The organism is Antarctobacter sediminis, assembly GCF_019218285.1.
Taxonomy (GTDB): domain Bacteria; phylum Pseudomonadota; class Alphaproteobacteria; order Rhodobacterales; family Rhodobacteraceae; genus Antarctobacter; species Antarctobacter sediminis.
Genome location: NZ_JAHUZG010000003.1, coordinates 444522 through 466555, shown reverse-complemented (window position 1 = coordinate 466555; position 22034 = coordinate 444522). Strand labels below are relative to the sequence as shown.

Below are 22034 nucleotides of genomic sequence, written 5' to 3'. Positions count from 1 at the left end.
GTCTCCTTATTCCGCGGGGGTGAGTTTGGTGGCCAGATGCGCCTTGTCGGCCTCGATGATGGCCTCCTTGGCTTCTTCGTAGGCATGGTGTTCAGCGTAATCGAGACCTTCAAGCTCGACCTCCTCGGGGATCCGCAGAACGCCCATGGCTGCCTGAATTTTGGACACCACGAAGGCCGGCACAAAGCCAAGACCAAAGAACATGATCAGCGCGCCGGTGATCTGACCCACCGGGTTGATCGTGGCATATCCTTCATACGGTGACGAAGGCGCCCCCCAGAGGACAAAGCCCGCGATGACGAGGCCGACGAAACCGGCGTAACCGTGCACGGCGACCGCGCCCACCGCATCGTCAAGCTTGAACCGGCGTTCTACCCAGAAGTGCAGGCGGTAGACGATGACCACGCCGACGGCGGCGATCAGCATCGCTTGCACCGGGTGATACAGGTCATTGCCCGCAGAGGCGGTGATGACACCGGCCAGACCGCCGGAGAAGGTCCAGAAGGCATCGCCCTTGGACACGACATAGGCCGCCATCAACCCGCCCGAGAGCGACATCAGGAAGTTGAAGGTGATCCCCGACAGCGACGTCGGTGCCAGATAGATGTTGGTGGCCGTCCATGTGGTGCCGGTGATCTGGCCGCCAATGGCCTCGGGCGAAATGGCGGGCACGTTGCAGGCGGCGTAGAAACCCCAGAAGCCGGTGTAGATGAGGAAGATGCCGATGGTCAGCATCCACGGGTTATGCGGGGGGATGTCCCGCGGGGTGCCATCGGCCGCGAACTTGCCGATACGCGGGCCAAGCACCGCGATGACCCCAAGGGCATAGCCACCGGCAATCGCGTGGATCACCCCCGATGCATAGGCATCGTGGTAGCCAAGGTATTTCACCATCCAACCGTCATAGTGCCAGCCCCATGCGGCATCGATGATCCACCAGACCGACCCGATCAGCACCGCGTGTACCCAAAGCGCCGAAGAGCGGATGCGTTCGATCACAGCGCCGGACACGATCGAGGCCGCCGTCCAGGAGAACAAAAGGAAGGCCGCCCAGAAGACGCCGGTGATTCGGTCGGCGGCGTTCGGGCCCATGGTTTCGGCCCAGGGCAGGTTGCCCGAACCCATGTCGTGGTCGAGTCCACCAAAGAAGGGGAACATGGGGAAGGCCCAGTAGATCCACCAACCGAAGAAGAAGAACGTCACCGTGACGAGCGGGATCACCATGACGTTTTTCATCAATGTATGCATGTGGTTGCGTCGGCGGCTTGCACCGACTTCATACATGCAGAACCCGACGTGAATCAGGAACATGAAGACCACAGTCACCCAGTAGTAAAACTCGGTGAACACCGTGGTCAGGGCGTTCAGGTTGCCGTCCATTTTGCTTTCTCCCTGCGTTTCGGACTTTAATTTTGGTTCAAGTTATTTTACCTATGGGAAGCCATTTTCATTCACCCTGTCAAATTTTTTTCACTGTCAGGGTGTATCGGTTGCGGTTTTGCCCGCTTTCCGAACGCGCCGGGGCCGCATTTGCGAAGTTTCCCGGCAGGAAAAAAATCTGAACACAAGTATTGATTTTTGAAATCGCTTGGGTCTCAATATCCGCCAACCTCGAATGACAGGGAGAGACGCGATGGCGATCATCTACAGAACGTCGGCACTGGCTCAGCGCCACGCCGAGATCGGCGGTGAGCTGGAAGATTGGAACGGCATGGGGACGGCGTGGTTCTATGACCACTCCGACGAACGCGCCAAGGCCGACTACGAGGCGGTGCGCACCAAGGCGGGCCTCATGGACGTCTCGGGCCTGAAAAAGATCCACCTCAGCGGGCCGCATGCCGCCGCGGTGATTGATCGCGCCACCACCCGGAACGTCGACAAGCTGATGCCGGGCCGCGCGGTTTATGCCGCGATGCTGGACGACCGCGGATTGTTCATCGACGACTGCGTGATCTATCGCCTGTCGGTCAACAACTGGCTGCTTGTGCACGGCACCGGAACCGGCCACGAAAGCCTTGCCATGGCAGCCTACGGCAAGAACGTCTCGATGATCTTCGACGACGACCTGCACGACATGTCACTGCAAGGCCCCGTTGCCGTGGACTTCCTTGCCAAGCACGTGCCCGGCATCCGTGATCTTGCCTATTTCGGCATCATCCAGACCAAGCTGTTCGGCAAACCGGTCATGATCTCGCGCACCGGCTATACCGGCGAACGCGGCTACGAGATCTTCTGCGAAGGTCGCCACGCCATCGAGCTGTGGGACGCGATCCTCGAAGACGGCAAGGACATGGGCATCCGCCCGGTGCAGTTCTCGACCCTCGACCTGCTGCGGACCGAAAGCTACCTGCTGTTCTATCCGGGCGACAACTCGGAAACCTATCCGTTCGACGATGGCCCCTGTGGCGATTCGCTGTGGGAACTGGGGCTGGAGTTCACCGTGTCGCCGGGCAAGAAAGGTTTCCGCGGTGCGGAAAACCACTATGCTCTGGAAGGCAAAGAGCGGTTCAAGATCTACGGTGTCCGCCTTGAAGGCACCACCGCCGCCGACGAGGGTGCGGAACTGCTCAAGGACGGCAAGCCGGTTGGCGTCGTGACCTACGGGATGCGTTCGGACCTGTTCGACCACACGGTCGGCATCGCGCGGATGCCGGTGGACTGCGCGGTTCCGGGCACCCAGTTGACCGTTCGCAACGCCGACGGGACCGAGATCCCCTGCGTTGCCGAAGAGATGCCCTTCTACGACAAGGACAAGTCGATCCGGACCGCCAAGGGCTGATATTTGACACTGCAGAAGGCGCGACCCCGAAGGGCGCGCCTTTTTGCCACCAATAATCCGCAGGGAGAAACGGCAGCATGTCGAAATTCAAATTCCCCGAAAGCATCCGCAGCCGGCCTGTCTACGGCACGCTCGAACCGCGACCGGGAAAGGCGCACCTGATGATCGCCGATGCCGAGGGCGCCGAGGCGCTTTTGGACCTCGCGGCGCAGGATGCCGAGATTTTCCGCACCGCGCATATCATCTATATCCCCAAGGCCACGGGCGAGACCTATGTCGACCGCCTGAAGGCGCTGGAGCCCGCGCAATTCTATGTTGGCCCCAGTTACGAGGCTTCGGTCCAGCGGATCCGCCGCGTGTTGTCCGACGCCCACATGGGGCTTCAGGTCTACCTGACGGGGACCGAGGGACTGATGGGGCAGGCGCAGAACGAGGCGATGACCGCTGGCATCCCCCATACCGCGATCCAGACCGAACATCGCGGATCGGTGGCGCGCCGTATGCAATGCGTGCATTGCAAGGGCATCACCGAGGACGTGATGACCGATCCCTTCGTCTGTTCGCATTGCGGGCTGAACCTGTTTGTGCGCGACCACTACTCGCGTCGGCTGGCCGCGTTCCAGGGTGTCTGCATCGACGCCGAGGATCCCGGAAACGTGCCCGAACCCGTGGAGCTTTACAAATGAGTGCTGCCCCCCAGAAAGCCAAGGCCGGCGCCGAGAAGATCGAAGTCGAAGTCAGCGCCATCGTGCCGCTGAACGAGCTTGTGACCCGGTTCGAGTTCAAACGCCGCGACGGCAAGCCCTTCCCGCCGTTTTCGGCCGGGGCGCATACCGTGGTCGAGATGAACGACAACGGCCGCACCCGCCTGAACCCCTATTCGCTGATGTCCGACCCCGCCGACCAGTCGATCTATGCCATCTCGGTGCGTCGCGATGACGAAGGCCGGGGCGGATCGGTGTTCATGCATCGCAACGTCAAGGTCGGCGACGCGATGACAATCACCTATCCGGTGAACCTGTTCCCGCTGGATCTGCGCGGGCGCAAACATGTCTTCCTTGCCGGCGGTATCGGCATCACGCCCTTCATGGCGATGATTGCGCATCTGGAACGCATGGGCGGCGCGTGGGAACTGCACTATGCCTGCCGCAGCAAGGCGTTGGGATCCTATGTCGACGAGCTGACCTCGCGCCATCCGAACAAGGTGCATGTCTATTACGATGACCAGAAACAGGCCATCGCGCTGGAGGATCTTCTGGACGGACAGCCCCTTGGCACGCATGTCTATGTCTGCGGCCCGCAAGGCATGATCCAATGGGTGCACAAGACCGCCGAGGCCCATGGCTGGCCGGACGAAAACGTGCACTCTGAGGAATTCCTTGCCCCGCAACCCGGCAAACCTTTCGAGGTGCGCCTGTGCAAATCCGACATCACCATTCAGGTGGGCGAACACGAAAGCCTGCTGGAGGCGATGGAACGTTGTGGCGTCGAGGCGCCCTTCCTGTGTCGGGGCGGCGCCTGCGGCCAATGTGAGACCGATGTGGTCGAGGCGGATGGCGAGTTCGTCCACCGCGATCACTGGCTGGACGACGAAGACCACGCCAGCGGAAAGAAGATCATGCCCTGCGTCAGCCGTTTTGTCGGCAAGACGCTGGTTCTGGACCGATAGGGGAGCGCGACCATGACGATTCAATTCAACGAAGAGACTTTCCGCGACGATTACTCGTTCCGCAATTCGGACTGGGCAATCAAACGCTTCCCGTTCCCGTTCCACGAAGACAGCTACATGTACTCGGTGAACATGGAACAGCATCGGGGCGGACCGGCCGGGTCGGTCTATGAAAAACGGTTCGACGTTGACGAACATTATGTTTCGGAAATGCGGGACCGCGCGATTGTGCTGGCTGATGACCCTTTGCGCTGCCAGTCGCTGCCGCATATGACGCTGGCCGGATGGGACACGCTGGAACTGATCATGGTCAGCAAGTCCGAGGATTATCCGGACCTGTTCGAACTGCACCGTGATGGCGACCGCTGGCGCTGGATCAACAAGCCGATGGGGATCGACCACAGCTTTACCTTCCTCGATGAAACCACGCTGCCTTGCGGGCCGCTGGAATACATCACGCGGCAGGCGCAGGGCGATTTCGCGGTGCTCGATCAGCGCAACGACATGCTCTACATGGATGCGGGCATGGTCACGACCCAGGCGGACTGGAGCCTTGATTTCGATATCGGCATGGACTTCTTCGAGTGGCACGCGCCTGTGCCGCTGGCCCATGAGATGGGGATTTTCAAGCGCGCGCTGAAATTCCTGCTGAACGTCCAGCAGGGTGCCCCGGCGCGGCGGCTGAACTGGACAATGACGGTGAACCCGCTGTTGGACACCAGCCCCGAGAACTATCACAAATGGGGAGTGCAGAAGACCACGCTGACGCCCGAGAACATCGGTTCGAAACAGCACCTGCGGGTCGAGTTGCAGACCTTCTACCGTCTGCCCCGGTCAAACGCGCTGCTGTTCCCGATCCGCTGTTACCTGATTGCCTTTCAGGACATCGTATCGGTGCCGAAATGGGGCCGCCGTTTGCATCGTGTTGTCCGTGACCTGCCCGAAGAGCTGGCGACCTATAAAGGGTTCATCGCCAACCGTCCGATGATGCTGGACTATCTCAGCCAGTTCGACGATGGCCTGCCGACGTCGCCGGGGGTCTGGCCGGATCTTGAAACCGAACCGCCGCTTCAGAAATGATGTGGCCCGGCCAAGCTCCCGATGTCCGGGGGCTTGGCCTTCTGTCCCGGATCAGCTTTTCTGCGGGTAACAGATGATCGAAAGATAACGCGCGGGCAGTTCGGTCAGCACTTCGGGCCCGTGCGGCGCATCGGCGTCAAAGAACAACGTGTCACCGGGTTCCAGTGGGTAGTGTTCCTTGCCATGCAGGTAGCCAATCCTGCCTTCCAGCATGTAGATCATCTCGATCCCGTCGTGTTGGAAGGTCTTGAAGGTGTCGGCCTCGGAATTCAGAGTGATGAGATAGGGTTCCACGATCACGCCGCTGGAGTTCGATCCGATATGTCCCAGCAAGCTGTACTGATGCCCGGCACGCGTGCCGGCGCGTTCGATTTCCAAACCTTCGCCGGCCTTGGTGTGTACGGCCTCGCGTCGTTCCTCGTAGCCTTTGAAAAAGGCGGTCAGGGGCACCGAAAGCGCATTGGCCAGCGTCTGCAAGGTGGTGAGCGAAGGCGAGGTGTTGCCGTTCTCGATCTTGGACAGCATACCAATGGACAGGTCGGTCAGCTTGGAAAGTTCCGCGACGGTGATGCCCTTTTGTTTGCGATAGGCGCGCACCTCGCGTCCGATCGCCACCTCCAGCACCTTCTCGCGCTCATCGCGAAGACTGTGCGGATCCTGGATCAGTTTGGTCATGGGCTTCGTCGTCTCAATCTTCATGCTGACCCTCAAGATTTAGCGGCAAAAAACGGCAACTGCTACCGGTCAACAGTCTAGCGAAAATTCACTCCATTGCAAAAAAGTTTTCCCGTGGTTAAAAATTGGTCGGATTGGGCGGAGATTGGTTCAGATGACTAAGACAATCGGCTTCCTTCTGTTCCCGGGTTTCCCGATGGCGTGTCTGACATCGGTGATCGAACCCCTGCGCGCGGCAAATGAAATCTCGCGCAGCACAGCCTTTGAATGGACCTTGATCGCCGAGGCCCCCATGCCGGTTCAATCCAGTGCGGGCATCCCGTTCGAGCCGCAATCCCTGTTGGAAACGGTGGAAGAGGTGGATTACCTGCTGTTACTGTCCGCACCGTCAGTGCGGTTTTCGGACCCCCGCAGCGCTGCGCATCTGCGCCGTTTGGGGCGGCATGGCTGCACCCTTGGGGCGATCAGCGGCGGGGTGTTCCCATTGGTCCGAAGTGGTGCTGTCCCGGGTGAAAAGCTGTCCGTTCACTGGTGTTACGAGGCCGCATTCGCCACCGAATTCCCGGAAATTTCTTACAGCGATGAGGTCATCGAGGTTTCAGGACGTTGCGTCACGGCCTCTGGGGCGGCTGCGGCCTTTGATCTGGCGCTGGGATTCATCGACGATGCCCTTGGCGGTCACGTCGCGACCGAGGTTGCCTGCTGGTTCCAGCACCCGATGATGCGCAAGATCGGGGTCAAGCAATCGGTGCCCGTCCACCTGACCGGCAGCATCAAGGACGACCTGTCGCCTATCGTATCAAAAGCAATCGAGGTTTTTGCCGCCGACCTGACCGACCCGCCCTCTGTCGCCGAAGTTGCGGCGCAACTAGAAATCACGCCCCGCCACCTTGAGCGCAGTTTCAAGCAGGCCACCGGGCAGAACCCGACCACCTATTTCCGGTGGTTGCGAATGCAGGCGGCACGTCAGATCGTGATGTACACAAATGACGCGGTGGCGGATGTGGCGGCGGCGGTGGGCTATGCCAGCGCCAAGCATTTCACCCGCCATTACCGCGCCGAATACGGGCTGAGCCCGCAGGAGGATCGCAAACGGATCAACCTGTACAGGACCGAGGGCAACCGTCCGGTGCCCTCGGTATAGGTGTTGTCAGGCGGCCGACTTGCAGGCCGTCATCAGCGCGTGGTGCAGCGATCCTGCCGAACTGCGCGGGCCGATCACCGACAGGGCGCGCGGGCCGCGGTTCAGCACGAAACAGCCAAGGTGGTCGATCGAGGTTCGCTGAACCTCGCCCCCCTGCCATGACCGCAGGTCGACCGGGCAGAGCAGTTCCATGATCGACGGCAGTTCATAGCCCGAAAGATCGAACCGGCACCATGCGTCGGTCTGTTCCGTGACGCTGGCATCGGCACCCAGCACCTCTGCCAGGTGATGCGCCAGGTCCTCATGGGTATCCATCGGGGCCTCGACCATCCATTGATCGGGGCCGGTCCAGAAGGCATTGAGCGCACCGCCACCATGGCGCGACGGGGCAGGAACCTCGCCACCGATGAAGGCCGCCAAGGCACTGCGCGCCGCCTCTTCGTGGCCCAGCCGCGCGGCGACAGAGGCCAGCGCAACAGAGGTGACTTCGGTCAGGGTCACCGATCCGATGCTGTCGACGCGCGGATCGGTGGCACCAAGCGGGGTCAGGGGTTTCAGATCATGCACGGAGACGTTCCCCCTCTGGGTCGACAAAATGGGCGCTGACAACTTCGACATCGTGATCGACGCCGGTCAGCGGGCTGACGAGGCGAACAACCTCGCCCAGGCGGGTATCGCCGGATTTCAGGTAGCCGATGCCAATATGGCATCCAAGATTGGGCGAGAAACAGGCCGAGGTGATATAGCCTTGGTCATGTGCCGCATCGACCGGCGACCCCTTGGTCATCAGATGCGCACCGGCAGGCACCTTGTCCTGCGCGTTGACCGGCTTGAAGCCCACCAGTTTCAGCGCGCCATCTTCATTCAGGCCGGGGCGTTCCGAGAGGGTAGACCCGATCGAGTCCTTCTTCTTAGAGACCATGCGACCCATGCCAAGGTTGTTGGCGGTGGTGGTTCCGTTCAGCTCGTTGCCTGCGGCGTGGCCCTTTTCGATCCGCATGACGGACAGCGCTTCGGTGCCATAGGGGGTGACGTCGAACTCTTGGCCCTCTTGCATCAGGCGGCGCATCAGCGCGTCGCCATAGCGGGTCGGCACCGCGATTTCAAACGCCAGTTCGCCCGAGAAGGAGATCCGGAACAACCGCGCCCGCAAGCCGCCGCAAACGGTGATCTCGCCGCAGGCCATGAAGGGAAAGCCTTCGTTCGAGATGTCGAATTCCGGGTCGACGATCTTTTGCAGCAGCTTGCGCGAGTTCGGACCGGCCACGGCATATTGCGCCCATGCTTCGGTGGTGGAAATCAGTTGTACGTCCATGTCCGGGAACAGGACCTGCCGCACGAATTCCATGTGACGATAGACCGGCACCGCGTTGGCGGTGGTGGTGGTGACGACGAAATGATCCTCTGCAAGGCGCGCGGCGGTGCCGTCGTCCATGGCGATCCCGTCTTCGCGCAGCATCAGGCCATAGCGGGTCTTGCCCACCGCCAGTTTGGCAAAGCCATTGGCATAGACCTTGTTCAGGAACTCGGCTGCATCGGTGCCTTGCACGTCGATTTTGCCCAGCGTGGTACAGTCACAGACGCCCACGGATTTCCGGGTTTGCAGAACCTCGCGATCCACGCTTTCCCGCCAATGGGTTTCGCCGGGTTTCGGGAACCATTGCGCGCGCAGCCACATGCCGACCTCGACAAAGACAGCGCCCTGTTCCTCGGCCCAGTAGTGGCTGGGGGTCTTGCGGACGGGGCGGAAATCCTTGTCGCGAGACCGACCCGCCAGCACGCCCATAGCCGTCGGAGTATAGGGCGGGCGGAACATGGTGGTGCCGACCTCGGGGATCTGTTTGCCGGCGACCTCGGCCATGATGGCAAGGCCCGCAATGTTCGAGGTCTTGCCTTGGTCGGTGGCCATGCCCAGCGTGGTATAGCGCTTTAGGTGTTCGACCGAGACAAAGTTTTCCTGATGCGCCAGTTTCACGTCCTTGGCGGTCACGTCGTTCTGTTGATCGACCCAGGCACGTTTTGCACCTTTGACATGCCAGAAGGGTGTCAGGCGCACCGGCGCATCCTCGGCCCGCGGGAGAACCGGGGCAGGGGCCGCCATGCCCAGATCGGACAGGGCCTGTGCCGCTGCTTCTTGTCCCGAAGTCAGCGCACCATGGGTAGAGAACACCCCCTTGGCCGCACCCGCCGGGATAAGGCCGGTCGGCATGGTGCCGCCGGGAACGAAAGCGGCCAGCGTTTCGTCCCATTGCGGGCGACCGCGCTGGTGGCACGTCATGTGAACGTTGGGGTTCCAGCCGCCAGAGACGCCCAGACCGTCAACCAGCAGGGTCCGCGTCTGGCCATTGGCCTGCGTGACCTCGACATGACGCAGGCCAAGCCGTCCGCTGGTGTCGGTGACACGGGCACCCGACAGGATTTCGTAATCCGGAGTGATGCCAGCATCGGGGCGGGTGTCGATCACCGTCACCTTGACACCTTTGGCGTGCAGGTCGGCAGCGGTGCGGTGCCCGTCGTCGTTGTTGGTAAAGACGGCAATCGCCTTGCCCGGTGTGACCGCCCAGCGGTTGGCATAGCTGCGCATGGCCGAGGCCAGCATGATGCCCGGACGGTCGTTGTTTTCAAAGACGATGGGGCGTTCGGTGGCCCCGGCTGCGAGGATCGCGCGCTTGGAATAGATCCGCCACAGGATCTGGCGCGGCTTGCCGGGAGCGGGTTCGGGCAGGTGGTCGCTGACCCGTTCGACCATGCCATAGATGCCGTGGTCAAAGGCTCCGATCACCGTACTGCGCGACATGACGCGAACATTGGGCATCGCGCTCAGACGGGCGACGGCCTGCGCGGCCCAGGCGGTGCCATCCTCATCCGCCAGCAGGCCGCTGTCGGAATTCAGGCGCCCGCCCAGCATATAATCCTCGTCCGCGAGGATCACGCGTGCCCCGGATTCCCCGGCGGTCAACGCCGCGGCAAGACCCGCCGGACCAGCGCCGATGATCAGCAGATCACAGTGCAGAAAACCCTTGTCATAGCTGTCCGGGTCCGGCTCATGCGCAAGCGTGCCCAATCCGGCGGCCTTGCGAATGATCGGCTCATAGACCTTCTCCCAGAAGGCGGCGGGCCACATGAAGGTTTTGTAGTAGAACCCGGCGGCAAAGAAGGTGGACAGCCGGTCGTTGACCGCCATCGCGTCGAATTTCAGCGACGGCCAGCGGTTCTGCGAATTGGCGGTCAGCCCGTCGAACAACTCGGCCGTGGTGGCGCGGGTGTTCGGTTCCTTCCGGGCACCGCTGCGCAGTTCGACGATGGCGTTCGGCTCTTCGGACCCGGCGGTCAGAGGGCCGCGCGGACGGTGATACTTAAAGCTGCGGCCCATGAGGCGCACGCCGTTCGCCAACAGCGCAGAGGCCAGCGTATCCCCCTGAAACCCGCTATAGCGCTTGCCGTCAAAGGTGAAGGACATGGGCTTGTTGCGGTCGATCAGGCCGCCGTTCAGTCGGTTTTTGCCGGTCATTTGGAACGCCCCTCGGCCCGCGCCACATCGCGCGCCAGCTCTACCTTGGTGATTTCATGGGTGGTGGTGTCGCGGGTCACGACCAGCCAGGACCGGTCGCCCTGTTCGTGGAACCACAACTCGCGGTGCAGCCCGGCGGGGTTGTCGCGCAGGTATCCGTATTCGGTGAATTGTGCCACTGCGTCAGGGGCTTGCCAGTCCGGCCGGTGGATCAGGGATGCGTCGCCCTTGTAGACGAATTCGGCGGCGTCGCGGGGGCCGAGGATGGGGTGATTGATCAGCATGTCCGGTCCTCGCTCAATGCAGGTTGGGCTGGTTGCCCATGCCCTTTTCGTCGATCATGTGCCCGGTGGCGAAACGATCAAGGCGATAGGCGGTTGCGGTCTTGTGCGGTGTGTCGGTGGCCAGCAGATGCGCATAGGCAAAGCCCGAGGCAGGCGTGGCCTTGAAGCCGCCGTAACACCAGCCGCCATTGAAATAGAGCCCGTCGATATGGGTGCGGTCGATGATCGGAGAGCCGTCCATCGACATGTCCATGATTCCGCCCCACATACGCAGCAGTCGCGCGCGGCCAAGGTTGGGGAAGATCGCCATGCCGCCTTCGCAGACGTCCTCGACCACGGGCAGGTTGCCGCGCTGTGCGTAAGAGTTGTAGCCGTCGATGTCGCCGCCAAAGACAAGGCCGCCCTTGTCGGACTGGCTGCAATAGAAATGGCCCGCGCCGAAGGTGATGACGCCGGGGAGTAGCGGCTTCAGACCTTCGGACACGAACGCTTGCAGGACATGGCTTTCAATCGGAAGCCGCATGCCTGCCTTCTCCATCAGGCGCGAGGACGACCCCGCAACACAGGCCGCGACCTTGCCTGCCCCGATGAATCCGCGCGAGGTTTCGACACCGGTACAGGTGCCATTTTCGATCCGGAAACCTGTGACCTCGCAATTCTGGATGATGTCGACGCCGTGCTTGTCGGCGGCGCGCGCATAGCCCCAAGCCACGGCATCGTGGCGCACGGTGCCGCCGCGATGCTGGGCCAGTCCGCCCTTGATCGGGAAGCGGGCGTTGTCGACGTTCAGGAACGGATAGCGCGCCACGATCTGCTGGGTGGTCAACAGTTCGGCATCGGCGCCGTTCAGGATCATCGCGTTGCCGCGACGGATAAAGGCATCGCGCTGTGCGTCAGTGTGGATCAGGTTGAGGATACCGCGCTGGCTGACCATCGCGTTGTAGTTCAGTTCCTGCTCCAGTCCTTCCCACAGTTGCAACGAGAACTCGTAGAAGGGTTCGTTGCCGTCCAACAGGTAGTTCGAGCGGATGATCGTGGTGTTGCGGCCGACGTTGCCGCCACCGATCCAGCCCTTTTCCAGCACCGCGATACGCGCCTGCTTGAATTCCTTGGCGAGATAGTAGGCTGTGGCCAGTCCATGACCGCCGCCGCCGATGATGACATAGTCATATTGCGCTTTCGGTGTGGCATCGCGCCATGCCGGACCCCAGCCGCGATGGCCGGTGAGCGCTTCCTTGATGACCTTGAACCCTGAGTAGTGCATAGATTCGGACTCCTTTGTTTCATCTTCGGCCAAAGGCTGGTCCGAGTCGCCGTCCTATTCAGACCGAAACGGGCACAGATCGGACATTTTGCGAAAATCCGGATATTCGTGAAGTGCCGTTGGCATGGTTCGAAACCCGACACAGGGACGCCCTCTAGGGAAACTAAAATTCCCAAAGTGAATTTTTTGGCCGCAAGACCTCCAAGGCGCGCCCTTGGGGTCGCTCTAAGATACTGCTTTTAATATAAGTATTTGGCGGCGCCGACACTTGGACCCACGCATGAAAAAAGCCCCTGCCATTCAGACAGGGGCCAAACCGGACCGTGAAGGGGACAGTTCTTCGGGCCGGGGAGGGGGATGTTTCAGACCCCTTTCTGCCTGAAAGACAGGCAGAGCCGGGGTTGGGTCCTGTGGCAGCACATAACGCGGGGAGTGAGAAAATGCGCATGCCACAGGATAGGAGGCCCGGGACGCCTGTTCGCTCGGCCCCGGGCAACCATCTGGATCAGTTCCGCAGATAGGCCTCCATGCTGTCGTCCAGCGCATCTTTCCACGGGGTGTGGTGAACGGGTGCCATGGTGCCGGTCATCACGGACTTGTAGCTGTTGTTGCGGAAGGCCATGATGTCTTCGGCCTTGTGCTTTTTCCATTCGTAGAAGGCTTGGCAGGCGCCATCGATGTCAAAGCTGGGATAGTCCGTTTCGGCAACCAGCTCTTCGATATAGTCGGCCTGATAACGGATCGCGTATTTCACGTCATCGCTGGCTTCTTCGCGCTCTTCGCGTTCTTTCACATCCGCCAGCATCTGGTCCTTGGTGACGCCGGAAATGTCGATCTTGCCCATGATCGCATCGCGGACCCACCAGGCCTGCGCGTCGAACATGTTGAAGGTGAACCACTGGTCCTGCATGCCAAGGTAGAACATCTGCGGGTTGTGGGCATAGACCACCCCCTTGTAGAGGTCCGCGCTGGCCAGTCGGTTGGCAGTCTTCAGGCGCAGGTCGTCCGGCAGGAAGTTGAAGAAGTGCTTGTAGCCGGTGCACAGGATGATGGCATCCACGTCCTTGGTGGTGCCGTCCGAGAAGTAGACGGTGTTGCCGTCGACCTTTTGCATCGCGGGCTTTTCTTCCCAGTTGTCCGGCCATTTGAAGCCCATGGGCGCGCTGCGATAGCAGGACGTGATCGTCTTGGCCCCGTATTTCCAGCACTGCGATCCGATGTCTTCGGCAGAGTAGGACGAACCGACGACAAGGATGTCCTTGCCCGAGAATTCGCGCGCATCGCGGAAGTCATGCGCATGCACGAGGCGCCCGTTGAAGGCCTCGAAGCCTTCGTAATAGGGCACGTTCGGGGTCGAGAAGTGGCCCGAAGCACAGATCACGTGATCAAAGTCTTCGGAATAGACGTGATCCTTGTCGTGGTCATGCACGGTCACCGTGAACTTGCCGCTGGCATCGTCAAAGTTGATCCAGCGCACGGCAGTGTTAAAGCGGATCCAGTCGCGGACATTGGCCTTTTTCACGCGGCCTTCGATGTAATCGAACAGCACAGCGCGGGGCGGATACGAAGCGATCTGTTTGCCGAAATGCTCTTCAAAGGAATAGTCGGCGAATTCCAGACCTTCCTTGGGGCCGTTGGACCAGAGGTAACGGTACATCGAGCAATGCACGGGTTCGCCATTTTCATCCAGACCGGTGCGCCATGTGTAGTTCCACAGCCCGCCCCAGTTGTCCTGCTTTTCAAAGCAGACGATCTCGGGGATTTCCTCGCCCTTGGCGGCGGCGGATTGGAAGGCGCGCAGCTGGGCCAGCCCGGACGGTCCAGCCCCGATGATCGCGACGCGTTTCTTGCTCATGTCTGTCTCCCTTGTCAGGTGGATTCCAATTGGTTCTTATTGGTTGAACCAAATCTCACCTTTGAGTCCCCGCCTTGTCAACGATTTTTCATCACAGGGAACAAATTTCCCCGCAGATAAAGACGATGGTGACTTGAAAAAGGGCGCGCGAATGGTAGCAATTGGTATGCTCAGCTCCAGTTTCGCACATCGCATCGCTGTTTCTTCGCTGTTTCCCAACGATCGCGTCGGGATGAGCGATCCGGTCAACATCGGATTCCTTGCACCGCTCAGTGGTCCGGTCAGTTCCTGGGGCCTGCCGGGGCTGAACGGGGTCCAGCTATGGGCCGACTGGCTGAACCGGGCCGGTGGCATTCTGATCGGCGGGCGGCGCTATCCGCTGAGAATCATCCCCTTCGATTGCGGCTATGATCCAGAACGCGCGATGGAAGGGGCCCGGCACCTCGTGCTGACAGAGCAGGTCAAACTGCTGATGATGCTGGGCGGCGATACCTTTACCCCGTTGCGCAGCTTTCTGAACCAGCACCGGGTGCTGACCTCGACCCTGCTGCCCAGCGACCTGTCGCCCGATACCCGCTATCTGATCGCCCCATCCGAAGTGCATCCGGTCTTCAACGTGACCGGCGTAGACTGGCTGGCCGAAAACGAACCGGAACGCCGACGGATCGCCATGTGCAGCCAGAAAGATGCGCTTGGCCTGCCATCCACCGCCACCTATCGCGCAGCTTGCGAAGTTGCGGATCTGCCCGTGGTCAAGGACATCCAGTACGATCCCGAGCAAACGGACGTGGCCTCGATCGTGCAGCCGATGCTGGATGCGGAGCCGGATGTTCTTTGCTGGTGCACCAGCTATACGCCGATGGTTCACGCGATGACGGAATATGCGCACCAAAAGGGGTTCAAGGGCCGGATCATGTCCTGCACCTTTGACAACTATCAGCGCGTGGTCGAACGCACCTCGCCCGAGTTCATGGAAGGCACGCTGTTCCAGTTCCCGGATTTCGACGATCCGAAACTGGCGCGCAAGGCGTTTTTCTTCAATCGTCCCAGTGAGTTCTTCAAGGAATATAATGCGCGCTACCCCGGATCATGGAGCGCGGTGAGCTGGGAATATGTCGCCATTCTGGAAATCTGGCACGCAGCAGTGGAAAAGGTCGCCTCGGTCCACCCGGTGTCGGTGCTGACGACGATGAAACAGATGGAACCGGTGACTCACGCCTTTGGTCCGGCGCGCTGGTGGGGGGAACATGTCTTTGGCATCGACAACGCGCTGATCGGAGATTGGCCCGTGGTGCGAATCCAGTCGGGCAAGGCCCGGATTGCCGAATTCCGCTCGGTTCCTGACTGGTTGGAAAAACACGAAGAATTGCTGCGCGATCACATGCGCGCGCTTGGGCAGCTATGGCAGCAGAGGGTTGAAACCGGCGCGCTAACCACGGGTCTCTTGACCCGCGACGCGGTGGACTGACGCCTCAGCCGTCGTGCAGGAACAGCTTTTGTTCCTCGACAAGGTGCAGTTTGGTGATCTCGACCGCGGCCTCGACATCGCGGGTGGCAATGGCATTGAACAGCGAATTGAACCGCGTCTGGTAGCTTTGGATGCGGCCGGGCGTCAGGTGTTTGCGCATCAGGGCGGTGCGAAAGCTTTGGCGGCAAACTTCGATCGTCAGTTCGTAACAGGCTTCGAGCAGCGGGTTCCGCGTTGCCCTCGCGATGGCACGATAGAATTCTTCCTCACAGCGGATGAACTCGTTGAGATCGGTACGCACGGCCTCGATCTGGGCGACGACCTGTGCCAGACCTTCCAGGTCTTTCGGCGTCATGTTCATCACCGCCAGCCGGGTCATTTCCGGTTCGATGATCGATCGGACGATCAGGTGGTCCAGCGGGCTGGTCCGTTCTCCGACCGATCCCGGCACGGGGGCCTCATATCGGTAGGATTGGTAGGTCACGAAACTGCCGCTGCCTTGCCTGCGACGCACCATGTCACGGCCTTCCAGCACGTCGAGCGCCTCGCGCACGGTATTCCGCGACACGCCCAGTTCGGCGGCAAGCGCGCGTTCGCTGGGCAGGCGCGAGTCTGGCGGATATTCCCCCGACTGGATACGCACGAAAAGCTTGTCCACGACGATGCGCACGGTCTCTCCGATGCTCTGGTCGGGCGACAGGTCGGCGCGTCTGGTCTGGGTCATTTTCGGCTTTCCGGGCAAGGGCAGGGCGTTTCCCATGATATTCCATTGGCTTGCTGGACCTCAAGCGACAAGAAAATGAAAAGGCCCCGGCGTGACTGCCGGGGCCTTTCCTTTGGGTCACAGGTTTAGCTGCGCGGCACGTTGTCCGCGTGGGTGACGACATCGGGTTCGAGATCCCAATAGTACTTGTCCAGACCGTCGATCTGGTCGTCATCATCCACCCGCAGGCCAACAGTGGCCTTGAGGATCACCGACAGGATCAGCGCGGTCACGACACCGGTGCCAAGGCAGGTCACAACCCCGGCCAGCTGCATGATCAGCGAGATCTCACCGTGCTGGAACGCATAGGCACCTTCTTCGATGCCAAGATAGCCACCGCGCGGCGTACCCGCCTTGAAGATGCCAAGCGCAACCATGCCGGTGATGCCTGCGCCGATGAACAGCGGAAAGAGCTTATGCTCGTCGATGCCGCGCTTAAGCGTGAATTCATAGACAATGTAGGACGCAAAAGGTGCAACTAGGCCAAGGATAAAGGCCTGCCAGGGCATGTAGACGTCAAAGCCCGAAGCGCCCGCGACGTAACCGGCAAGCGGACCCAACAGCGTGTAGGCATAGTTGCCCGACTTGTAGGCAAGGATCAGGCCGGTGATCGCACCACCCGCCCAGACAAGCGCGTAGTTGTTCAACGCGACGCCGACGCTGGTTTCCGCCATGGTGACGCTGACGGCCAGTGCCTCGGGATCAAAGAAGAACAGGCAGGACAGGATGACCATCGGCAGGCCGGCAAAGATCATCAACAGGCCCGGCGCACAAAGGCCGATGCTGGGCGCAAGGTAGGCCGACACGCGGGCGTGCGGTTCCATCATGCCGGGGCGCTTGCCCAGCATCGGGGTAAAGACCAGCGCCATGCCCGCCGGGAACATATAGACAAAGCCCACGCCAAAGAAGTCATGGAAACCCGCGTTGGTCAGCGGCCCGACCGAGCCCCATGTGGCCCAGCTGAGGATCGAGGACACGACCGCCGCGACCACGCAGACGATATAATAGGCCGCTGGTTTCATCCGCTCCGAGACCGAGAAGTGGAACAGGATGTTGATGATGCCCGCAAAGACCGCGAGGAAGAAGATAAAGATCTGGAAGGTGTTCAGACCGGGGAAAACCGCGGGATCCAACGCGTGGGCGTGAACATTGGTCAGGCCGCCACCCAGCCACCAGTCCTTGACGCTGTCCATCATGGTTGCGCCTTCCATGATGTAATACTGCGCCGCCCAAAAGCCGAAGCCGATGAAATAGTAGGTCGCGAAGCCGAGGAAAAAGCCCAGCGTCTTCTCGATTGTCGAGTTGAACAGGCTCTTGCGGCGCGCGGTGCCCGCGTCGATCATCAGCAAGCCGACGACAACGAGGATCGCGCCAACGGTGCCCGATCCATATAGCAGGTTCTGAACAAGTGAATTCAGCGTCACCTGTTCGGCGTGGATGGTACTTAGGTCCATAACTTCCCTCTTGGTTCTCTATCATGCGCCGGGTTTTTGTCCCGGCTGTTCTTGCTGGCACCATCCGCCTTGTCAGAAGACCAATGGCAGCGTGTTTCAGACCAATTCAGACCCATTGGGCTGAGTGGCACTCTCGTCATGATGCAAAAAAAATGTCACTTATCAAACATTACCTTCACCGAAGGGAAACATTTTTGCCCCGTTTGGGCGAAATTTGCGCGTTCACTGGCGGTCTCCGTGTCTAACCTCAGCGGAAAGAGGTTGAATTCCAATGGACTAAGAAAACATGACCACAACAGAGGCAGATGGACCCGTTCACGGAAAAAATTTGCCTTGAGTCAGGCGTCAGGTGACACAATCTGGCCAATGAGGCGCGCATATGGTCTGGATCGCTGACCAATATTGTCGAATCTTGACGTGTCACGGCACCACGGAAGCTCGGGCAATCCGGTCAGAATACAGGGGGCCGCGCCGCGAAGGACCAAAGCATCGGCAAAAGCAGCCTGACAGCGGTCCTTGTAAAATCATTTGGAAACAAGAGTATATTCAACGCCCTTGGCTTTCCGCGCGAAGAATGGCGCGCGTTGCCGGGCACCAATTTCCCAAGTCAGTACCAATTCAGAATCGTTTTTTTCGCGGCAGACCATTTGGCATGCCCTTGGCCCGGACGGGCTGAAATCGGTCTTGGGCTGGCGTCCAGCAACAAGGCGGGCAGGATCGCTTCCGTTGCGTCCGTTCATCAAACTCTTACAAAAGTTACACTTTTCCGTCTCAACAAGTTTCTAGGGAAGCCGGGTCGGTCACGGATGCCCCGTCGGGGTGTCCAGCGAAGGCTCATCCTGACGGGCCTTTTAGCTGTTTCGTGACCCACGGAAACAAGGACCTACCGGAGCATCTTATGTCTCGCCTTACCCTGACCTCGATCGCCGCAAGCGTTGCGCTCGCCGGCGCCGCCTACGCCGAAACCGAAATCACCCTTTGGCACGCCATGGGCGGTGCGCTTGGTGAAACCGTCAACCAGATCGCCAAAGACTTCAACGCGAGCCAGGACGAGGTCGTTCTGACCCCGGTCTTCAAAGGCACCTACGAAGAAACCCTGACCGCAGGCATCGCCGCCTTCCGCGCTGGCGAACAGCCCGACATCCTGCAAGTGTTCGACGCTGGTGCCGCCACCGTGATCGGTGCCAAGGGCGCAACCGTCCCGGTTCAGGACCTGCTGTCGAACAACGGCGTTGATTTCGACATCAACGACTACATCTCGGGTGTGCGTTACTTCTACGCTGACAGCGAAGGCAAGATGATCGGCATGCCGTTCAACTCGTCCTCGCCGATCATGTACTACAATGTCGACGCTCTGGAAGCGGCTGGCGTGACCCCCCCGAAGACCTGGGAAGAGTTCCAGGACGTGACCGCGCCCGCGCTGAAGGCCGCCGGTTACACCGCGCTGGCCCAGTCGCACCTGCCGTGGATCTTCACCGAGAACTTCATGTCGCGTCACAACCTGCCGTTCGCGACCAACAACAACGGCTATGACGGCGCAGACGGCACCAAGATCCTGGTGAACAACGACGCCATCAAAGCCCATTTCACCGCCGTGACCGAATGGCAGGAGCAGGGCTACTTTGAGTGGTTCGGCACCGGCTGGGGCGACAACCAGACGCCGTTCGAAGAAGGCAAGGTCGCAATCTGGCTGGGGTCCTCGGGTTCCTTCGGTGGTCTTTCGAAAAAGGGCCTGCCGTTTGAATTCTCGGCCACCTACCTGCCGTACTGGGAAGCGGTGACCACCGAGCCCAAGCAGACCTTTATCGGCGGCGCATCGCTGTTCGCCATGGCAGGCAAGTCGGCTGAAGCCAATGCAGCCACCGCCAAGTTCTTTGAATTCCTGACCAAGCCGGAAACCCAGTTCTTCTGGCACAAGGAAACCGGCTACGTTCCGATCACCACCGCCGCCTATGAACTGGCAAAGGCAGAAGGTCACTATGACGCGATGCCCGCCGCCGAAGTCGGCATCCAGCAGCTGTCGCTGCCGGCCGGTGACAATACCCGCGGCTACCGCATGGGCTTCTACGTTCAGATCCGCGACGTGATGAACCGTGAATACGGCCGCATCCTGACCGGCGAAGCCACCGTCGAAGAAGCGTTCGAGCGCATCGAAGACGAAGCCAACAAGCTGCTGGAACGCTTCGCCAAGACCCAGGGCTAAGACCCTTTCATCCATGACCGGGGCGGCCGCGTGAAAACGTGGCCGTTCCGCCTTTGACCGGGACGGACCTTCATGAAACGCGCGGGTTTTGCCACCAGATGGCTGCCGATCCTGCTGCTATTGCCGCAGCTCACCATCATCGCTGTCTTCTTTTACTGGCCTGCGGCGCATGCGCTGCATTCCTCGTTCTACCTTCAGGATCCCTTTGGCTTCGGGTCGACCTTTGTAGGGGTCGAGAACTACACCGACCTCGCGGGGAACGCAGAATACCGGCGGATCGCGTGGTTCACGCTGGTCTTTACGGTGCTGGTCACCTTCTTTTCCCTGGCGCTTGCGCTTTTGCTGGCGGTCAAGGCTGACAAGGTGATCCGGGGCGCGCGCAGTTATCGCACGCTCATCATGTGGGTCTATGCCGTTGCGCCCCCCGTCGCGGGTTTTATCGGGGTGATGATGTTCAACCAAAGCTGGGGCCCGCTGACACGGCTGTCGCAAAGCCTTGGGCATGATTTCCTGCTGGGTGTGAACTACAACGACACGGCCTTTGCCATGGTGCTGGTGTCGGTCTGGAAACAGGTGCCGGTGAACTTCATCTTTTTCCTGTCGGGCCTGCAATCCATCCCGAAATCCGTGCGTGAGGCGGCGTTGATCGACAATGCCTCGGCTGCGGGGCGGTTCTGGCAAGTGACCTTTCCGCTGCTCGCGCCCACCGGGTTTTTCCTTTTGATCATCAACATCACCTACGCGCTGTTCGATACCTTCGGCGTGATCGACACGCTGGTAAAGGGCGAGCCGGGCAACAACCCGATGACGCTGGTCTACAAGGTCTATGTCGACGGGTTCCGCGGCAATGATCTGGGCGGATCCTCGGCGCAGTCTGTCGTCCTGATGATCCTTGTTCTTGCGCTGACGATCTTCCAGTTCCGGCTGGTCGAACGCCGCATCCACTATACCTGAGGAGGTGGGACAATGAGCGAAGCCAACGCCGCCGCCATGGCCATTGCCGCCAGCACCCCCAAGCGCCGCCGCCGCCGCATCAGTGGCGCCACGATCGCGGATCACGCTATCCTGATCCTCGGCGCCGCTTTCATGATGGTGCCGCTGCTGATGGTGCTTCAGATCACCACAATGCCGGATGTCGAAGTCATCAAGACAGGCCCGACGTTCAACATCGGTGATCAGTTCGACGACAATTTCAACAAGGCGATGTTCGAAGCCTCGGGCTTTTCCGGCCAGAACACCGGCAGTCGCATGCTGTTGAACTCGTTCATCCTTGGCATCGGCTTTGCCGTCGGCAAGATCGTGATCGGGATGATGGCCGCCTACGCGATTGTCTATTTCCGCCTGCGTTTCGCCACGCTGGCCTTCTGGATCATTTTCACCACGCTGCTTTTGCCGCTGGAGGTGCGCATCCTGCCGTCCTACGAGGTGGTGCAGAAACTGGGAATGCTGAACAGCTTTCAGGGCCTCATCATCCCGCTGATCGCCTCGGCCACGGCGACCTTCTTCTTTCGCCAGTATTTCCGTTCGGTGCCCGAGGAACTGGTCGAAGCCGCCCGCATCGACGGGGCAGGGCCGATCAAGTTCTTCATCGACATTCTGGTGCCGCTGTCGCGCACGATGATCGCCGCGATGTTCATCATCATGTTCGTCTATGGTTGGAACCAGTATCTCTGGCCGACCATGATCACCACCGAGGAAGACATGTTCACCCTCGTCCGCGGGATCAAGCAGATCACGCAGGTGATGGAAGGCAACCGCATCCCCGAATATGGCCGGGCCAACGTGTTGGCGATCATCGCCATCATCCCGCCGGTCTTCGTCGTCATTTTCTTCCAGAGTTGGTTCGTCAAGGGCCTGACGGAATCCGACAAGTAAGGACAACAGC

General features: G+C 60.4%; 19 protein-coding genes. 9 read left to right on the top strand and 10 right to left on the bottom strand.

Annotated elements, in window-relative coordinates; translation table 11 throughout:
• Positions 1–6: 6 nt before the first annotated feature.
• Positions 7–1380, bottom strand: a complete 1374-nt coding sequence (locus KJP30_RS17240) for an ammonium transporter (protein ID WP_218450577.1) — start codon at positions 1378–1380, stop codon at positions 7–9.
• Positions 1381–1633: 253 nt separating this feature from the next.
• Between KJP30_RS17240 and KJP30_RS17235 the strand changes: the two genes are divergently transcribed.
• From KJP30_RS17235 to dmmC, 4 genes are all read left to right on the top strand, one after another.
• A complete protein-coding gene (locus KJP30_RS17235) occupies positions 1634–2779 on the top strand; it encodes an aminomethyl transferase family protein (RefSeq protein ID WP_218450576.1) in 1146 nt (381 codons plus the stop codon).
• A gap of 77 nt (positions 2780–2856) precedes the next feature.
• Entirely contained in the window at positions 2857–3465 is a 609-nt protein-coding gene (gene dmmA, locus KJP30_RS17230; RefSeq protein ID WP_218450575.1) for a dimethylamine monooxygenase subunit DmmA, read from the top strand.
• On the top strand, positions 3462–4448 hold the full coding sequence (locus tag KJP30_RS17225; RefSeq protein ID WP_218450574.1) for a PDR/VanB family oxidoreductase: 987 nt from the start codon (positions 3462–3464) through the stop codon (positions 4446–4448). Before dmmA ends, KJP30_RS17225 begins: the two co-directional genes overlap by 4 nt.
• Before the next feature lie 12 nt (positions 4449–4460).
• Positions 4461–5528 (top strand): heme-dependent oxidative N-demethylase family protein, encoded by a 1068-nt coding sequence (gene dmmC, locus KJP30_RS17220; RefSeq protein WP_218450573.1) that lies wholly within the window; start codon positions 4461–4463, stop codon positions 5526–5528.
• A 51-nt stretch (positions 5529–5579) separates the two neighbouring features.
• Here dmmC and KJP30_RS17215 read toward each other — a convergent pair whose 3' ends face one another.
• The gene (locus KJP30_RS17215) at positions 5580–6203 is read right to left on the bottom strand and encodes a helix-turn-helix domain-containing protein (protein ID WP_425515717.1); all 624 of its coding nucleotides are present in this window, start codon (positions 6201–6203) and stop codon (positions 5580–5582) included.
• A gap of 154 nt (positions 6204–6357) precedes the next feature.
• Between KJP30_RS17215 and KJP30_RS17210 the strand changes: the two genes are divergently transcribed.
• On the top strand, positions 6358–7347 hold the full coding sequence (locus tag KJP30_RS17210; protein WP_218450571.1) for a GlxA family transcriptional regulator: 990 nt from the start codon (positions 6358–6360) through the stop codon (positions 7345–7347).
• 6 nt (positions 7348–7353) lie between these two features.
• Here the strand turns inward: KJP30_RS17210 and KJP30_RS17205 are convergent, their stop codons facing one another.
• The 5 genes from KJP30_RS17205 to KJP30_RS17185 form a co-directional block, all read right to left on the bottom strand.
• Entirely contained in the window at positions 7354–7914 is a 561-nt protein-coding gene (locus tag KJP30_RS17205) for a sarcosine oxidase subunit gamma (protein ID WP_218450570.1), read from the bottom strand.
• Positions 7907–10858: a sarcosine oxidase subunit alpha family protein gene (locus KJP30_RS17200; protein WP_218450569.1), complete on the bottom strand. Its 2952-nt coding sequence runs from the start codon at positions 10856–10858 to the stop codon at positions 7907–7909. The genes KJP30_RS17205 and KJP30_RS17200 overlap by 8 nt, the downstream gene beginning before the upstream one ends.
• The gene (locus tag KJP30_RS17195; RefSeq protein WP_218450568.1) at positions 10855–11142 is read right to left on the bottom strand and encodes a sarcosine oxidase subunit delta; all 288 of its coding nucleotides are present in this window, start codon (positions 11140–11142) and stop codon (positions 10855–10857) included. The genes KJP30_RS17200 and KJP30_RS17195 overlap by 4 nt, the downstream gene beginning before the upstream one ends.
• Positions 11143–11155: 13 nt before the next feature.
• Entirely contained in the window at positions 11156–12406 is a 1251-nt protein-coding gene (locus tag KJP30_RS17190; RefSeq protein ID WP_218450567.1) for a sarcosine oxidase subunit beta family protein, read from the bottom strand.
• Positions 12407–12911: 505 nt separating this feature from the next.
• The gene (locus KJP30_RS17185) at positions 12912–14261 is read right to left on the bottom strand and encodes a trimethylamine monooxygenase (RefSeq protein WP_218450566.1); all 1350 of its coding nucleotides are present in this window, start codon (positions 14259–14261) and stop codon (positions 12912–12914) included.
• Between the two features lie 166 nt (positions 14262–14427).
• On the opposite strand from KJP30_RS17185, the gene KJP30_RS17180 reads away from it, so the two are divergent.
• Positions 14428–15729, top strand: a complete 1302-nt coding sequence (locus KJP30_RS17180) for an ABC transporter substrate-binding protein (RefSeq protein ID WP_218450963.1) — start codon at positions 14428–14430, stop codon at positions 15727–15729.
• 4 nt (positions 15730–15733) lie between these two features.
• On the opposite strand, the gene KJP30_RS17175 is transcribed toward KJP30_RS17180, so the two are convergent.
• The 3 genes from KJP30_RS17175 to KJP30_RS17165 all read right to left on the bottom strand — a co-directional run bounded on the left by KJP30_RS17175 (position 15734) and on the right by KJP30_RS17165 (position 18686).
• Positions 15734–16453 carry a FadR/GntR family transcriptional regulator gene (locus tag KJP30_RS17175; protein WP_218450565.1) on the bottom strand — a complete coding sequence of 240 codons (720 nt, stop codon included), beginning with the start codon at positions 16451–16453 and terminating at the stop codon, positions 15734–15736.
• Positions 16454–16578: 125 nt separating this feature from the next.
• Complete coding sequence (locus tag KJP30_RS17170; protein WP_218450564.1) at positions 16579–17946, bottom strand: ammonium transporter family protein; 1368 nt, start codon at positions 17944–17946, stop codon at positions 16579–16581.
• Between the two features lie 524 nt (positions 17947–18470).
• Complete coding sequence (locus KJP30_RS17165; protein ID WP_218450563.1) at positions 18471–18686, bottom strand: hypothetical protein; 216 nt, start codon at positions 18684–18686, stop codon at positions 18471–18473.
• A gap of 158 nt (positions 18687–18844) precedes the next feature.
• Here KJP30_RS17165 and KJP30_RS17160 point away from each other — a divergent pair, with 158 nt between their 5' ends.
• The 3 genes from KJP30_RS17160 to KJP30_RS17150 all read left to right on the top strand — a co-directional run bounded on the left by KJP30_RS17160 (position 18845) and on the right by KJP30_RS17150 (position 22024).
• Positions 18845–20149: an extracellular solute-binding protein gene (locus KJP30_RS17160; protein ID WP_218450562.1), complete on the top strand. Its 1305-nt coding sequence runs from the start codon at positions 18845–18847 to the stop codon at positions 20147–20149.
• Positions 20150–20221: 72 nt separating this feature from the next.
• Entirely contained in the window at positions 20222–21103 is an 882-nt protein-coding gene (locus tag KJP30_RS17155; RefSeq protein ID WP_218450561.1) for an ABC transporter permease subunit, read from the top strand.
• 36 nt (positions 21104–21139) lie between these two features.
• The gene (locus KJP30_RS17150) at positions 21140–22024 is read left to right on the top strand and encodes an ABC transporter permease subunit (RefSeq protein WP_425515723.1); all 885 of its coding nucleotides are present in this window, start codon (positions 21140–21142) and stop codon (positions 22022–22024) included.
• The last annotated feature ends 10 nt before the right edge of the window (positions 22025–22034 follow it).

Coding starts and splice junctions, on each gene's coding strand:
- KJP30_RS17160 (WP_218450562.1), top strand. CDS start 18,845: ATGTCTCGCCTTACCCTGACCTCGATCGCCGCAAGCGTTGCGCTCGCC.
- KJP30_RS17240 (WP_218450577.1), bottom strand. CDS start 1,380: ATGGACGGCAACCTGAACGCCCTGACCACGGTGTTCACCGAGTTTTAC.
- dmmC (WP_218450573.1), top strand. CDS start 4,461: ATGACGATTCAATTCAACGAAGAGACTTTCCGCGACGATTACTCGTTC.
- KJP30_RS17210 (WP_218450571.1), top strand. CDS start 6,358: ATGACTAAGACAATCGGCTTCCTTCTGTTCCCGGGTTTCCCGATGGCG.
- KJP30_RS17175 (WP_218450565.1), bottom strand. CDS start 16,453: ATGACCCAGACCAGACGCGCCGACCTGTCGCCCGACCAGAGCATCGGA.
- KJP30_RS17200 (WP_218450569.1), bottom strand. CDS start 10,858: ATGACCGGCAAAAACCGACTGAACGGCGGCCTGATCGACCGCAACAAG.
- KJP30_RS17235 (WP_218450576.1), top strand. CDS start 1,634: ATGGCGATCATCTACAGAACGTCGGCACTGGCTCAGCGCCACGCCGAG.
- KJP30_RS17165 (WP_218450563.1), bottom strand. CDS start 18,686: ATGAACGGACGCAACGGAAGCGATCCTGCCCGCCTTGTTGCTGGACGC.
- KJP30_RS17185 (WP_218450566.1), bottom strand. CDS start 14,261: ATGAGCAAGAAACGCGTCGCGATCATCGGGGCTGGACCGTCCGGGCTG.
- KJP30_RS17225 (WP_218450574.1), top strand. CDS start 3,462: ATGAGTGCTGCCCCCCAGAAAGCCAAGGCCGGCGCCGAGAAGATCGAA.
- dmmA (WP_218450575.1), top strand. CDS start 2,857: ATGTCGAAATTCAAATTCCCCGAAAGCATCCGCAGCCGGCCTGTCTAC.
- KJP30_RS17190 (WP_218450567.1), bottom strand. CDS start 12,406: ATGCACTACTCAGGGTTCAAGGTCATCAAGGAAGCGCTCACCGGCCAT.
- KJP30_RS17150 (WP_425515723.1), top strand. CDS start 21,140: ATGGCCATTGCCGCCAGCACCCCCAAGCGCCGCCGCCGCCGCATCAGT.
- KJP30_RS17170 (WP_218450564.1), bottom strand. CDS start 17,946: ATGGACCTAAGTACCATCCACGCCGAACAGGTGACGCTGAATTCACTT.
- KJP30_RS17155 (WP_218450561.1), top strand. CDS start 20,222: ATGAAACGCGCGGGTTTTGCCACCAGATGGCTGCCGATCCTGCTGCTA.
- KJP30_RS17215 (WP_425515717.1), bottom strand. CDS start 6,203: ATGACCAAACTGATCCAGGATCCGCACAGTCTTCGCGATGAGCGCGAG.
- KJP30_RS17180 (WP_218450963.1), top strand. CDS start 14,428: ATGCTCAGCTCCAGTTTCGCACATCGCATCGCTGTTTCTTCGCTGTTT.
- KJP30_RS17195 (WP_218450568.1), bottom strand. CDS start 11,142: ATGCTGATCAATCACCCCATCCTCGGCCCCCGCGACGCCGCCGAATTC.